12 protein-coding genes are annotated in these 13,480 nt (G+C 66.9%); 7 read left to right on the top strand and 5 right to left on the bottom strand.

Annotated elements, in window-relative coordinates; all coding sequences use genetic code 11:
- Positions 1–55: 55 nt before the first annotated feature.
- From H0264_RS21835 to H0264_RS21820, 4 genes are all read right to left on the bottom strand, one after another.
- Positions 56–1,990 (bottom strand): CocE/NonD family hydrolase, encoded by a 1,935-nt coding sequence (locus H0264_RS21835; protein WP_181579251.1) that lies wholly within the window; start codon positions 1,988–1,990, stop codon positions 56–58.
- Positions 1,991–2,307: 317 nt separating this feature from the next.
- Positions 2,308–3,204, bottom strand: coding sequence for an SDR family NAD(P)-dependent oxidoreductase (locus tag H0264_RS21830; RefSeq protein ID WP_181579250.1), 897 nt, complete (start codon positions 3,202–3,204; stop codon positions 2,308–2,310).
- A gap of 29 nt (positions 3,205–3,233) precedes the next feature.
- Complete coding sequence (locus H0264_RS21825) at positions 3,234–4,130, bottom strand: SDR family NAD(P)-dependent oxidoreductase (RefSeq protein WP_181579249.1); 897 nt, start codon at positions 4,128–4,130, stop codon at positions 3,234–3,236.
- Positions 4,127–5,062, bottom strand: a complete 936-nt coding sequence (locus H0264_RS21820; RefSeq protein ID WP_181579248.1) for an SDR family NAD(P)-dependent oxidoreductase — start codon at positions 5,060–5,062, stop codon at positions 4,127–4,129. The genes H0264_RS21825 and H0264_RS21820 overlap by 4 nt, the downstream gene beginning before the upstream one ends.
- Positions 5,063–5,265: 203 nt before the next feature.
- On the opposite strand from H0264_RS21820, the gene H0264_RS21815 reads away from it, so the two are divergent.
- Genes H0264_RS21815 through H0264_RS21785 form a run of 7 tightly spaced genes read left to right on the top strand, consistent with a single transcriptional unit; the run spans position 5,266 to position 11,577 of the window.
- A complete protein-coding gene (locus tag H0264_RS21815; protein WP_244975908.1) occupies positions 5,266–6,162 on the top strand; it encodes an SDR family NAD(P)-dependent oxidoreductase in 897 nt (298 codons plus the stop codon).
- Positions 6,159–7,145 (top strand): SDR family NAD(P)-dependent oxidoreductase, encoded by a 987-nt coding sequence (locus tag H0264_RS21810; protein ID WP_181579247.1) that lies wholly within the window; start codon positions 6,159–6,161, stop codon positions 7,143–7,145. Before H0264_RS21815 ends, H0264_RS21810 begins: the two co-directional genes overlap by 4 nt.
- A 30-nt stretch (positions 7,146–7,175) precedes the next feature.
- On the top strand, positions 7,176–8,213 hold the full coding sequence (locus tag H0264_RS21805) for an alpha/beta hydrolase (protein WP_244975907.1): 1,038 nt from the start codon (positions 7,176–7,178) through the stop codon (positions 8,211–8,213).
- A 28-nt stretch (positions 8,214–8,241) separates the two neighbouring features.
- Positions 8,242–8,523, top strand: coding sequence for a hypothetical protein (locus tag H0264_RS21800; protein ID WP_181579246.1), 282 nt, complete (start codon positions 8,242–8,244; stop codon positions 8,521–8,523).
- 12 nt (positions 8,524–8,535) lie between these two features.
- The gene (locus H0264_RS21795) at positions 8,536–9,501 is read left to right on the top strand and encodes an SDR family NAD(P)-dependent oxidoreductase (protein WP_181579245.1); all 966 of its coding nucleotides are present in this window, start codon (positions 8,536–8,538) and stop codon (positions 9,499–9,501) included.
- Positions 9,498–10,502, top strand: a complete 1,005-nt coding sequence (locus H0264_RS21790) for an alpha/beta hydrolase (protein ID WP_244975906.1) — start codon at positions 9,498–9,500, stop codon at positions 10,500–10,502. Before H0264_RS21795 ends, H0264_RS21790 begins: the two co-directional genes overlap by 4 nt.
- 19 nt (positions 10,503–10,521) lie before the next feature.
- On the top strand, positions 10,522–11,577 hold the full coding sequence (locus H0264_RS21785; RefSeq protein ID WP_181579244.1) for an alpha/beta hydrolase: 1,056 nt from the start codon (positions 10,522–10,524) through the stop codon (positions 11,575–11,577).
- Positions 11,578–11,653: 76 nt separating this feature from the next.
- On the opposite strand, the gene H0264_RS21780 is transcribed toward H0264_RS21785, so the two are convergent.
- On the bottom strand, positions 11,654–13,339 hold the full coding sequence (locus tag H0264_RS21780; protein WP_181579243.1) for a cytochrome P450: 1,686 nt from the start codon (positions 13,337–13,339) through the stop codon (positions 11,654–11,656).
- Positions 13,340–13,480 lie beyond the last annotated feature (141 nt).

The following is a 13,480-nucleotide window of genomic DNA, read 5'->3' as shown; positions in this document are numbered from 1 at the left end:
CTGATTGTGGATCGCCTCGCGGAAGAACTCCGGCGAGGCGATCCACCCCTCGATCTCACTCCGGGTATACGGCCTGGCAGGCGAGCCAGCTGGGCTGCTTCGGATCCAGAATGATGGCCTGGCCCTTGATGTTTCGGGACATCGCGGGGGTGATCTGGTAGCGCGGCCAGCTGCGGCGGGCGACCGCCACCCGCAGCCGGTGACCGGCGCGCAGGACGGCCTCGGTGGCATTGAGGTGGATGTCCAGCTCATGAGGTTCATCGGGAAGCACCGGGAGGATGGACTCGCGGGTGCGCGGATGTTCGGCCCCGACCAGTTCGCCGTCGAGCCAGGTACTGGCCACCGGGTCGAGAGCGCGACGCGACGAGCGCAGGGCCCCGCGGCTGATCACCGCGGAACTGCCGTCAGGGGCGACATCGCAGACCGTGACCACCCAGAAGGCTTCGGTGCCGGTCGCCAGCACCCGCAGGTGCAGGTTCATGGTTCCGGAGAGCAACAGATCGGCCGGCAGCGGCGCGCCGGTGAAGACCACGGCGGCACGCTCGGCGGAGCGGTCGTCGACGATCCACGACCTGCCCAGGAGCGCGGGCACGCCCATGAGGGTGCTGGTGGTGGTCTGGGAGGCGAATCCCGGTCTGCGATCGGGCAGGTCGAGGTGCGCGCGCTTACGGGCGGGGATATCGACCAGCGAGCCGTCGATCGCGACATGCTCGGCCACGCCGCTGGGTACGGCGCACAGGTACCACTTCTGCACCGAGACCTCCGGATGCGGGAATCGGTCACGTCGCACCCAGTCGCCACTTCCCAACTGCCGCACAGTAACCGGGCCGTACTCGTCGATACCGTTATCGATCCCCTTGATCCAGCGGTCGAAGAACGCACAGTGCAATTCGTTGAGCCGCTGCGGGTTTCCCGGTGCGCCGAAACCGGATCCGGAGGTGATGTGGAATGTGTCGTCCATGACGAGTTGCTTTGCGCCACCGGACAATCGGAGTTGCTCGAAGGCGCGCGTATTGCCCCGATCGAAGATGTCGTGCCATCCGCTGTGAATCCAGGTCGGAGCGGTGATCCTGTCCACCGCGACCACCGCCTCGGTCACGTCGGTATCGGCGAAGTTCATCGGGTGCTCGTCGCGTGTCGCCAGCCCGACCACATCGGCGAAACGGGTCAGCGGGCTGGCGAGACGGTCACGCAGATAGCTACCCGCCGCTCCGGACGCGACCAGTCCCGGCACCGTGGGCACCCACTTGGCCGCATTGACCACCGCCAGCCAGGCGATCATGAAACCGGTATGCGCGCCACCGGTCATGAGCAGATCATTGCCCGGATCGGTGGAACCGACCATGGCGAACACGGCCTTTACACCCTCGGGACGACGCGCCGCCGCGTGCAGCGCCGAAATAGCCGAATACGAGATGCCGTACAGACCGATATCGCCGTCGCACCAAGGCTGCTCGCGCACCCAGCGCAGCGCCTCCACTGAATCCAATTGCTCACGCTCGGACTGGATTTGCAGCACACCGGTGGAACTGCCGGTGCCGCGCACATCGATGTGCACGTGAACGTAGCCGCGCGATACCAGCACCCGGTTGGCGCGCAGCAGATCGATCGCGCCGCCGCCGAGCGTCCGCAACAGCTCGCGTCGCGTCGCCCGCCCACCGGGCGAGGGCGGCACCACGCGGGTGAGCAACGGCCCCGCGGCCTGAGCCAGCCCGAGTAACGGTGCTACCCGGGTGAGCAGCGTCTTGTTGTACGGGGTGAACGTCACGATCGCGGGCAGCAGATCGGTGACCGGCACGCCGACTCGGTGCGCCGGGCGGGTGATGTCGGCGGACAGCACCGTCCCGTCCGCCAGCCGGATCGGCACGCCGCGTTCGACCCACACCCGGCGAAAACGCTTGGGGCCGATATCGAACCGGGCATCATGCGGACGGGAACCGGTCGGACTCGTGCCCGGCCGCAGCCGCGGGACAGCATCGGGGTGCGTCATCGCACTTCTCCCCCTCTTACTCTCTGATGGGATCCAGAACGACGATGGGCGGCGACCCGGCCGGCCGGGCGCGGCGACGGCCCACAAGGCGAAATAGCTTCCGGCGGAACAGATCGCGAGACGCCGCAACAGTGACGTGCGTTCCCGGCCGATGGCGGTCCGGGTCCGCATGGGCCGCCGGTCGCGGTGAAGAGCGGATAGCAGACCACGTTCAGCAGCCGTGCGCCGCGCCAGTGCGATGTCTTGCGGCGCTACCGGTTCGAGGCGGACTCGACCGCATTCGGCATCCCGCTCCTCCTCGGATCAGCGCGGCCTCATCACGCCTTGGGGGCGGGATCCAGGGATTCGGCCGCGCGGACGAAGACCGGTTCCACCTTCGCGAGCACGCGCGTACCGACATCGCCTGCCAGATAGGGCAGTCGCGGGCCGATGCGGGCCAGCACCCAGACGGCCTTGCCGTAGGCGGGCTTGATGATGATCGCCTTGTTGCGTTGGACGGCCAAGAGCACCTTGCGGCCGTGCACTACCGGATCCATCAAGATGAAGTTCGGCACGAACTTGCCGAACCGTCCGAACCGGCGGTAGAACGCGCCGAGCCCGTCGCCGCCACGCCATTCGCCCAGACCGTCATTGATGCCGAGCAGGATATTGGTGTTGATGGCGATCGGGCACACGCACGTGACGTGCACGCCGTGCTTCTTGGCCTCACCGTGCAGCGCGTTGCTCATGCCGACCACGGCGTGCTTGGCCATGTTGTAAGGACCCATGTAGCCGATCGTCGCCAGCCCCGCCATGGAGGCGGTGTTCACGATGCCGCCGAAACCCTGCTCCACCATGATCTTGTACGCGGCGTCCACACCGTAGGCGACGCCGCGGATCATCACGTCGATGGCCCGGTCCCAATGCTCGGGTGTGAGATCCTCGACCGGCCCGCCGACGAACATGCCCGCATTGTTGAACATCAGATCGAGCCGCCCGAAGCGGTCCTTCACACCCTGCACGGTGGCGCGGATGGCGTCACCGTCGCGCACATCGAGGAAGGCCGCCTCCGCGGTCCCCGGCCCCTTCGAGGTGAGGTGGGCGGCAACCTGCTTGGCTCCGACCTCGTTCACATCGGTGACCAGGACGAAATAGCCCTTCTCCACCAGGGCGGCGGCATAGCCCATGCCGATGCCGGAGGCGGCACCGGTGACGATGGCTGTCTTGACTGTCATATCTCTGCTTTCGAGTGGTGGGAATGCGCTCAGGCGTCGCGGATCCAGCCGGGCAACCGGCCCCAGGCGTGGTTGACGGGACCGCGCACGATATTCGCGCCACGCGTCGCGGCATGGCCGACGGCCGGTGTCAGGGTCGGCGCGGCGCGGCACAGCCACCAGAGCAGGCGGCCATAGGCCGGCTGAATCACGAAGGCGCGGTTGCGTTGCACCGCCCGCAGCACCTTGCGCCCGTGCACCACCGGGTCCTGCAGGATGAAGTTCGGCAGCAGGTGCCCGAGATGCCCGAACCGTCGGTAAAGCGCTGCGACGTAATCGATTTCGGTCGTCTTGTTGTCCAGTCCGGCGTTTGCGCCGAGCACGATGTCGGTGTGGATGGCGATCGGGCACACCGCGGTGACGTGGATGCCGTGTGCGGCGGCCTCACCGCGCAGCGACATGGTCATGCCGACAACGGCGAATTTCGCCGTGTTGTAAGGACCCAGGTAGGAGAACGGGGTGAAACCCGCCATGGAGGCGGTGTTCACGATGCCGCCGAAACCCTGCTCCACCATGATCTTGTACGCGGCGTCCACACCGTAGGCGACACCGGCGATCATGACGTCGATGGCCTTCTGCCAGTGCCCGACGGTGAGTTCCTCGACCGGTCCGCCGATGAACAGTCCGGCATTGTTGAACATCAGGTCCAACCGACCGAAACGATCCTTCACCCCGTACACGGCGGCGGCGACCGCATCCGCGCTGGACACGTCCAGATAGGCGGCCTCGGCCCAGCCGGGGCCGAGCGCGGTGAGCCGGGTGGCCACCTGTTCGGCCTTGGCGTCGTCGATATCGGTGACCAAGACGAAATAGCCCTGCTCGACAAGAGCTGTGGCATAACCCATTCCGATGCCGGACGCGGCACCTGTGACGACCGCCGTTCTCATCGCGTAGCCGCTTCGACCTGAACCGGAGCGGGTTCGGGGACCACGGCATATCGCTTGCCGCCGATGCGTGTGCCGACCTTGTCGGCCACCGCACGGATGCGCCTGCCCGTGGTCTCCTCCCGCGCGGGGAAACCGAGTTGCCCGGCCAGCCGGATCGGTCCCAGCACCAGCCACAGCGGCACGAATCGCCCCAGCGCGACGGCCGCCCACGGGTAGGCGCCGGCCGCGACCATGCGTGAACCGCGCAGCATGCCGTTCACGCCGCGACGCGCGGTGGGGGCGGCGTCGAAGAACACCGGCAGCCGCCACGCCCAGTCCGGCATGAAGCGGGTCTCCGAAATGCCGTACAGCAGATTGGTTTTGGTCGGCCCCGGCATGAGGGTGGTGACCGACACCCCGGACTTCTTCAACTCCTGATGCAGCGCGTAGGAGAAGAACATGCTGAACGACTTCGCCGCGGAGTAGGAGGCGTTGTACGGCAGCGGCAGGATGCCGACCGGCGAGGAGACGTTCAGGATCGCGCCCGCACGACGAGCACGCATGCCCGGCAGGAACGCGCCGGTCAGGTGATGCAGCGCACTGACGCTGACATCGACCAGTACTCGTTCACGTTGTAGCGGAAGGTCTTCGAACCGGCCTGCGGAGATCAGGCCCGCCACATTGCACAGGCCCACGATGTCGTAGGGGCGCTCCAGCACCTGGTCGATGAATTCTTGACGGGCGTCGCGATCGGTCAGGTCGAGCAGGAACTCCTCGGACTCGACACCTTTGGCACGGAGTTCCTCACCGGTCTCCTTGACCGATTGCTGGATGTCGACCAGCACCAGGTCGTAGCCGTGTTGTGCGAGGTTCCGTGCGATTTCTTTGCCGATACCGGAGGCCCCGCCGGTGACGACGACCCGGGTGTTCGGACTGGGAGGCGGTAGTGCCATGGAATCCGATCCTCATCTCTTCTCGAGCTAACTGTCTAGGACAGTTGAAGATTCTGTCAAGGCGGATGGGTTGCGAACGGGAAGTTCTTCCCATCATCGTCTCAGACAGTATACGATTTCGGGCATCGAGTCGCTCGGAATCACATGCGGCCGACCGCAATAGGAAGAGGTGGGACGTGGCCCGAGGCATTCGAAATCCACGCATGGTACTGATCACCGGGGCGGGCAGCGGCATCGGGCGCGCCACCGCCCTGCGCTTCGCCCGCCGGGGAGCGACGGTGATCGTCACCGATATCAACACCGAGACCGCGACGGAAACGGCGGAGCTCATCGCCGCCGCCGGAGGTCGCGCAGCCTCCTACCGACTCGATGTCGCCAACGAAACAGCGTGGCAACAGCTGGCCTACCAGGTCTTCGAACGACACGGCGTGCCCGACGTGCTGGTCAACAATGCCGGATACGGGCTGATCGCACCGTTTTTGGACCAAACCCGGCAGATGTGGGACGACCAACTCGCGGTCAACCTGAACGGAGTCGTCTACGGCTGCCGCACGTTCGCGCCGTTGATGGTGACCGAGAAACGCGGCCAGATCGTCAACGTCGCCTCGGGCGCGTCCTGGATGCCCGCACCGTTCTGGTCCTCCTACGCCACCTCCAAGGTGGCGGTGCGCATGTTCTCCGAGAGTCTGCGCGGTGAACTGGCGGCGCACGGCGTCGGGGTCAGCTGTGTGTGTCCCGGCGCGGTGGCCACCAATATCGTCGCCAATGCCGAGGTCGTGACCACCGCCTTCGACGGTGACGCCGACCGGCAGCACGTGGCGACCGACACCGCCCAAGCGCTGGTTACGACGTTCGGTCCACTGCTGGGCTTCGGGCCCGACGTGATCGCCCGCGGCATCGTGCGCGCGACCCGGCGCGATATCGGCGTGCTGCCGGTGCGCCCGGAAACCTGGTTGATCCAAGCCTGCTATCGGCTCTCGCCGGCCCTGACCGGATTCACCCTCGCGCAGGCCACCCCGGACCGATTGAACTTCGTGGTGTCGCTGGCCGCACCGGTGCTGTCGGCCATCCGCCGACCCGTCGTGGGGAGCGAGGCATGAGAGCCCGAGTCGCCCGCCCGGAATTGGTGCTGATCACCGGTGCCGGAAGCGGGATCGGCCGCGCCACCGCGCTGCGCTTCTCCCAGCGCGGCGCGGTGGTGCTGGCCACCGATATCGATCCGGATACCGCCGCGGAGACAGCGCGGTTGATCACCACCGCCGGCGGGCAGGCCGCGTCCTATCGACTCGACGTCACCGACGACGACTCCTGGGCTCAGATGCTGTCGGAAGTCCTTCTGGCACATGGTATTCCGGATGTTCTGGTGAACAATGCGGGCATAGGCGTGGCGGGCGGCTTCCTGGATCAACCCCCAAAGATCTGGGACAAGCAGCTGGCGGTGAACCTCGACGGCGTGGTGACCGGATGCCGGCATCTCGCGCCGCTGATGGTGGGGGCGAAACGCGGTCACATCGTCAATATCTCCTCCGGGATGGCCTTCGTGCCGATGCCGCTCACCACGGGCTACAACATGTCCAAAGCGGCGGTGCTGATGTTCTCGCAGTGCCTGCGCGGCGAACTCGCACCCCACGGAGTCGGTGTGTCGGCGGTGTGCCCGGGCGTGGCGGCCACCCATCTGCTCGATGGGGAACTGACCGCCGATATCGGCGTCGATAACGAAACCTTCACCCGTGCACAGCGATTGGTTACCGAGCTGGTCATCACCTACGGTCCCCGTCTGGGCCTGGGACCGGACGTGATCGCCAAAGGCATCGTGCGAGCGGTGCGCGGCAATCGGGCCGTGCTGCCGGTGCGCCCGGAATCCTGGCTCGCCTACTTCGTGTGGCGCGCCGCGCCGAACCTGACGCGCTGGGTGTGCGGGCAGGCCAGTCCGACCCGGGCGCTGATGGTGTACCGGCTCGCGATTCGGCTGGTGCCGGAACGGGTGATCCGGGCGCTCGACCTCACCGTGGCCGCGCATCCGGCCACGCTCACCGCGGCGGCCGTGGAGTTCGGTCGCGCCGTTCGTATCCAGCCCATCTGATTTCGATTGATCGGTCTCGGGAGGAGAACCGTGTCCACTGCCTTCCTGCCCACCACACCCACGTCCAGTGTGAAAGTGGAGCTCGCCAATGACGCCGACTGGCGAACCCGGCTCGTCTACAACGTCGCCCTGCGCACCGCACATCCCGCCCTGGGCGCGCTGGGGTGGCTGGGCGTCAATGTCGTGCACGACAAACGGGTCTTCGCGGTCACCAGCTACACCGATGCGCCTGCGGCCGTGCTGATTCCGCCGCGCGGCACCCGCCGCCGCAGCGTGTCGTTCGAGAAGTTCGGCGCGGAATGGTTGTGGGATCGGCGCGTACCCGACCCGGTCGAGCGCCAGAACGGGGCCATCCTGTATTTCCACGGCGGCGGATTCATCGTGTGCCGCTTGCGAACTCACCGCCGCCTGGTCGCCAAGATCGCCAAAGCCAGCGGGCTGCCCGCGCTGAGCGTCGACTATCGGCAGCTGCCGCAAGCGAGCTACACCGACATCATCGACGACGCGGTGGAGTCCTACCGCTACCTGCTCGGCATGGGATTCCGGCCGGAGAAGATCATCCTCGCCGGTGATTCGGCCGGTGGCGGCGTGGCCTTCCGATTGGCCATCGCGACGCGGGAGCGCGGCCTGCCCATGCCCGGTGGGATCACCGGCATCGCGCCCTGGGCCGACCTCGATTGGAGCTACCGCAATACCCATCCGAACGGACCGCTCGACCCGCTGATCCCACCGATCGGTTACGAGGCCGTGGCCCGGATGGGGTTCGCCGAGAACGGTGTGGTGGATCCGGCGCTATCGGCGGTCAACCACGAATTCACCGGTATGCCACCGGCTTTGATCCAGACCGGGTCCAAGGAATGCGTGCTGGCCGACGCCGAACAGCTGGCGCGACGATACGCCGAGGCAGGCGTCCCACTCACCTTGCAGCTGTGGGATCGAGCGATCCACATCCACCAGGCCGGTTCCGATGTGCTGCCGGACGCCCGACGCGCCATCGCGGATATCGGCGCGTTCCATCGCCGCGTCCTCGCGGGCGAGAGCACTGTCCGTCCCGGCGACGTCGGCTGACGCCGCCACCGAACGAGGAGAACACACCGTGGTGAAACCGCAATTCCGGCACGACCTCGCGGCCTGGATGGATCGCCGTCCCTTTCCCATCCCGCAGATCTGGCGGGTGGCCGACACCCTGCATCACATCGCCGACGCGGCGCTGACCGGGGTGGAGAAGACTCACTTCGGGATCCGCGACCACATCGTGCTGGTGGCAGCCGCCCGGGTGGGGGTGTCCGACACCAGAATCAAAGCCTTCCGGGAACGCCACAACCGATTCTACGGCGGGCTCTACCGACGGCTGCGCGCGGCGCACTGGTACGTCTGATCGGGGAAAACCATGCTGCTGCGAGGAATTCGGCAACCGCGCCTCGTGCTGGTCACGGGCGCGGGCAGTGGGATAGGGCGGGCCACGGCACGCAAGTTCGCCGCCGCCGGTGCCACCGTCGTGGTCACCGATATCGATCTCGGCACCGCGCGCGAAACCACGGCGCTGATCACCGCCGCGGGCGGGAACGCGCACACCTTCCGGCTCGACGTGACCGACGCGGAGGCATGGGAGGCCCTCGCCGTCACCCTGCGCGGCAGCGTCGGAGTTCCCGACGTGGTGGTCAACAATGCGGGGCTGGCCATTGTGGGCCGGTTCCTGGACCAGAGCCTCGAAGATTGGCGCAAGGTGATCGACGTCGACCTGTGGGGGGTCATCCACGGCTGCCGTGTCTTCGGCCGGGAGATGGCAGCGTCCGGCCGGCGGGGTCACATCGTCAATGTGGCCTCGTGCGCCGCGTATGGGCCGTGCGGACCGCTGGCGTCGTACTGCGTGTCGAAGGCGGCCGTGCGGATGCTGTCGGAGTCGCTGCGCATCGAACTGTCCCCGCACGATATCGGGGTCAGCGCCATCTGCCCGGGCGCGGTGGCGACGAATATCGTGGGCCACACCGAATTACGGAACAACCACGAGATTTCCGAGTTCGACGCGATCCGGTCCAGGGTGTCCGACTTGGTCGCGACCCTCGGCCCCAAACTCGGCTTCGGGCCGAATCATATTGCCAACGCGATACATCGGGCCGTCCGCTACAACCTGGCCGTGGTGCCGGTCCGGCCGGAGTCCTGGGCGCTGTACGCCGCGTCCCGGGTGTCGCCGGGTATGGTGCGGGGTCTTTCGGGTGTGGTTGCCGATGGCCACCGGCTCGATCTGGCCTTGCGCGTCGCGCGTCCATTGGTCGACCGGATTCCCGGCAGCGTCAAGGAGATGGTCCTGGGTCCGGAACCCTCGCCGGCGTTCGTGAAGGAGTTGCAGCCGTGACCGCCACCGCCTTGTCGACGGCCGAATGCGTGACCGTGGAGGTGCGCTCGGCGAGCATTCGCGCCCGCATCGCGCACCGCGTGCTGGGAACGGCCACCCGACCGCTGCTGCCGATCGCAGTACTGGTCGCCGTCGCCAAACCCGCTCGCCTGGCGCGCCTGCTGCTGGTGCCGGTCAGCACCCGGTTGGACCCGCTGGCCATGGTGCTGCGCCCCGCGCGCGGCACCCGGACCCGCCCCCGGCGTTTCGACACCTTCCGCGCGGAATGGGTGTGGCACAACGACATTGCCGGACCCGACGACCCGGCAGGCGGGGCCATCATCTACAGCCACGGCGGTGGTTTCATCGGTGCGGGGCTCAATACCCACCGCCGTCACGTCGCACGACTCAGCCGCGAAACCGGCCTGCCGGTGCTCAACCTCGATTACCGGCAGCTCCCGCACCACGTCACCGCCAGTCAGGCCGACGTGATGACCGCGTATCGATATGTGCTGGACGCGGGCTTCCCACCCGATCGCGTGTTCCTGGCAGGCGATTCGGCGGGCGGCGGGCTGAGCCTCGCGACCGCGCTCAACGCCCGCGACGCCGGGCTGCCGATGCCGGCCGGGGTCATCGGCATCTCGGCGTGGGTGGACCTGAATCTCACCGCCGCCCTGGCCGAACCCAACGCCTACCGCGACCCTCTACTGCTGGGCCACTGGCTGGCGGTGCCTGGTTTCTCCTTCGCCCACAACGGCACCTTCGATCCACACTGGTCCGCGGTAGACCGCGAATTCACAGGCATGCCACCAGTTTTCCTACAGGTCGGCGCCACCGAGGCCTTGCTGTCGGACAACGAGCGGATCGCCCGCCGCTGCGCCGCGGCCGGAATCGAATGCCGACTACAGATCTGGGAGTGCGGCATTCACGATTTCCAACTGGCCGCCGACGTCCTGCCGGACGCCCGCGTGGCCATGCGCGAAATCGGCCTGTTCGTCCACAGCCATACCCCGACGCGCTGAAGAATGCGGAGGATCACCGATGACCGGATCAGACAGCACCCACGATCGGCTCACCGATAACGTCCCGTCCACTGTGACGGTCCAACTCGCCAACCGCGCAGGCCCTCTGCAGCGAACGGTGCACGGGGTGGTACGCCACACCGCCCGGCGCGGCATCGACGCGCTGGTAGGCCTTTCCAAGATCCCGGCGGTCAACGGACGCGCCGAGATCTTCTGGGTGTCGCACTTGGCCGATCCGCCCGCGCGGGTGCTCCCCGCCAGGCGGGGCACTAGGCGACAAATGGTGCGGTTCGAGAAGTTTCGCGCCGAATGGGTGTGGCATCGCAGCATGCCCGCACCGCTGCGACACCGAGATTCGGCGCTGCTGTGGATGCACGGCGGCGGACTCATCGCCTGCGGGTTGAACACCCACCGCCGGCTGGTGTCGCGGGTCGCGCGCGAAAGCGACATGCCGGTCTTCAATGTGGATTACCGGATGATTCCCGCCGCGCACATCACCGAGACCGTCGAGGACTGCGTCACCGCCTACACGCACCTGCTGGACCAGGGATTCCCCGCCGAGCGGATCATCGTGGGCGGCGATTCCGCCGGTGGCGGACTGGCTTTCGCGACCGCACTGACCGCGCGTGATCGCGGGCTGCCGACGCCCGGCGCCATCGCGGCCATGAGCCCGTGGGCCAATTTCGACGCCACCGCCAAGATCGCGCACCCCAACAACGCCACCGACGCGCTGCTGTCGGGCGAGTCCTACGCGATTCCACCGCTGTGGGCCTATGCCGTGGACGGCAAGCTGGATCCGGCGTGGTCGCCGGTGAACCACGACTTCACCGGCATGCCACCGGTTTTCATCCAGATCGGTTCCACCGAGGTGCTGATGTCGGATGTGGACGAAATAGCGCAGCGCTGTGCGGATGCGGGCGTGCCGTGCCTGATCCAGGTGTGGGACAGGGGATTCCACGAATTCCAGAACGGCCACGACATACTGCCGGACGCCCGGGCCGCGGTACGCGCCTTCAGCGCGTTCAACCGGTCGATCCTGGCCGCCACCGACGCCGCGCGCTGGACTGCCGCCTGAACGCATCGCCGCAAGAACATGTCCGACCCACTGCCTTTCAGCGATGGGCCGGATACGTTCGGCGATCCTTTTTGCCCTACCCCTTCCCATTGCCTTCGGCGAACGGACACACCCGCACCGTGTCGGGTGCGCCGCTCGGCAAGGCGGGTTCGGTCACCTGGGGTGAGGCGTCGCGCGGGAAGTCCTCGGGTACCGGAGCGCGCATGGTGGCGGCGCGCACACGATCCGCATCGCTGATCTTGAAGATGGGCACGGTCTGCGCGGGCCTGCGATTCTCCACGATCACCTTGGCCCCGTGTGCGGGCCGGGTGAAGGCGGTCAACGCCAGATGGCTGCGTTCGGGCTTGCTGCGCGCGGGCCGCATGTCGAGCCGCCCGAACAGCCGGTGCAACACGATATTCGCTTCGATCATGTAGAAGTTGATGCCCGGGCAGCGATGCTGGTTCGCGCTGAAGGACATGAAGCCGAACCGGTCGGGAGCCTTGTCGAGGAACCGTTCAGGCTTGAACTCGCGTGGCTCGGGATACGCGTCCGGGTCGCTGTGCAGCGCTGACGGCATGGTGAACAGGAACGTGCCCTGCTTGACCCGGTAGCCGCCGACCACGATGTCGCGGCGCGGGATGATCGGCAACCCCCAGATGGGTGAACGCAGCCGCAGCCCTTCATTGTTCGCGGCCTGCGCGTAGCGATCGGTCGTGGCCGCGCGCGCCTCCGCGGTCACCTTCGCGGCCTCCTCCGGATGGTGCAACAGCAGGTCCAGCGTGAAACTGTATGCGGTGACCGAGGTTTCGTGCCCGGCAAGCAGGAGCGTGCGCAAGTAGTCGAGTAGCACCGCGTCGGTCCAGAACGGATCGCCGGCGGTCGCCTTCATCAGCCTGCCCGCGATGCAGTCGTCACTGGGATGGGCACGGAACTGCGCCATCTTGGCTTCGATGAGCCGGTCCAGGCGCACCTTGGGCGCGCGTGCGACGGGTGGCAGGATGTCGCTGTGCCGACGATAGTTGTCGAGCACAATGCCGATCGCGGTCGCGGTCACCCAACGGCCGATGGAATCCATGCCCAGGCGGACGAATCGGTTCAGCGCGGAACGGTATTCGTCGATCTCGCGCGGATCCGCCATGCCGAAGACGACACGTAGCACGATCTCCTGGGTGAAGCGGTAGAAGAACTTCTGCATCGAGACCTTCCGATGCAAGGGCAGCTCGTCGATATGGCGGTCCAGCACTTCGACGCTCATGGCCCGGTAGGTCTCCACCTGCTTTTGGGTGAGCTCGGGCGTGAGGGCCCGGCGCACCGTGCGGTGCGACTCGCCGTCGAGCAGGAACGGGGTATTCATGCCCAGGCCGAAGCGCAGCCAGGGGTCCTTGCCCGCCTCGAAGTCGATGTAGCCCTTGGGTTGGGTGTACGCCTCACGGACCATGCGCGGGCTGTTGATCACCACGATCTCGCCGCTGGCCCCCGGCATGACCGGACGCGCCAGCGGAATCATGAATCTGGGCACGCCGGGATTGGTCCGGTAGATCTCGCCGTACTCCCGCAATTCCGCGGTGACCTCGTCGGAATCGGTGAGCCCCACCCAGGCGGTACCGGACAGGCCGAGTCTGATCGCGGTGATGGCCATCCGCACCTGGGTGCCCAGGGGTATGCCGCCGAGCACCGGCGTGGGCGGCAGCGGATATTCATGATTGCCCTGAAATCGACTCCTGGGCAACACATCCGGGGTGGGAGCCGGGCGGTCGTCGACTCCGTTGACTGTGACCATGTCGTCTCCTCGACAGGTGGTGAGCGCATCCCGGGTATTTCCCGGTCGACGGTTCACCTAATAAGACGGTACGACCGGCGACCCCCGCGAGCAATAGGTGACTCAGACAGTTTGACCGGATGGCCGCGAGAACCATAGAGG

The sequence above is a fragment of the Nocardia huaxiensis genome, from assembly GCF_013744875.1.
Classification (GTDB): Bacteria; Actinomycetota; Actinomycetes; order Mycobacteriales; family Mycobacteriaceae; genus Nocardia; species Nocardia huaxiensis.
The sequence above is the reverse complement of the archived record's forward strand: the minus strand, read 5'-3'. Positions and strand labels throughout refer to the sequence as shown.

Bases quoted from the DNA above. Each gene is read 5' to 3' on its own strand.
- H0264_RS21835 (WP_181579251.1), bottom strand. From the start codon at position 1,990: ATGACGCACCCCGATGCTGTCCCGCGGCTGCGGCCGGGCACGAGTCCG.
- H0264_RS21830 (WP_181579250.1), bottom strand. From the start codon at position 3,204: ATGACAGTCAAGACAGCCATCGTCACCGGTGCCGCCTCCGGCATCGGC.
- H0264_RS21825 (WP_181579249.1), bottom strand. From the start codon at position 4,130: ATGAGAACGGCGGTCGTCACAGGTGCCGCGTCCGGCATCGGAATGGGT.
- H0264_RS21820 (WP_181579248.1), bottom strand. From the start codon at position 5,062: ATGGCACTACCGCCTCCCAGTCCGAACACCCGGGTCGTCGTCACCGGC.
- H0264_RS21815 (WP_244975908.1), top strand. From the start codon at position 5,266: ATGGTACTGATCACCGGGGCGGGCAGCGGCATCGGGCGCGCCACCGCC.
- H0264_RS21810 (WP_181579247.1), top strand. From the start codon at position 6,159: ATGAGAGCCCGAGTCGCCCGCCCGGAATTGGTGCTGATCACCGGTGCC.
- H0264_RS21795 (WP_181579245.1), top strand. From the start codon at position 8,536: ATGCTGCTGCGAGGAATTCGGCAACCGCGCCTCGTGCTGGTCACGGGC.
- H0264_RS21785 (WP_181579244.1), top strand. From the start codon at position 10,522: ATGACCGGATCAGACAGCACCCACGATCGGCTCACCGATAACGTCCCG.
- H0264_RS21780 (WP_181579243.1), bottom strand. From the start codon at position 13,339: ATGGTCACAGTCAACGGAGTCGACGACCGCCCGGCTCCCACCCCGGAT.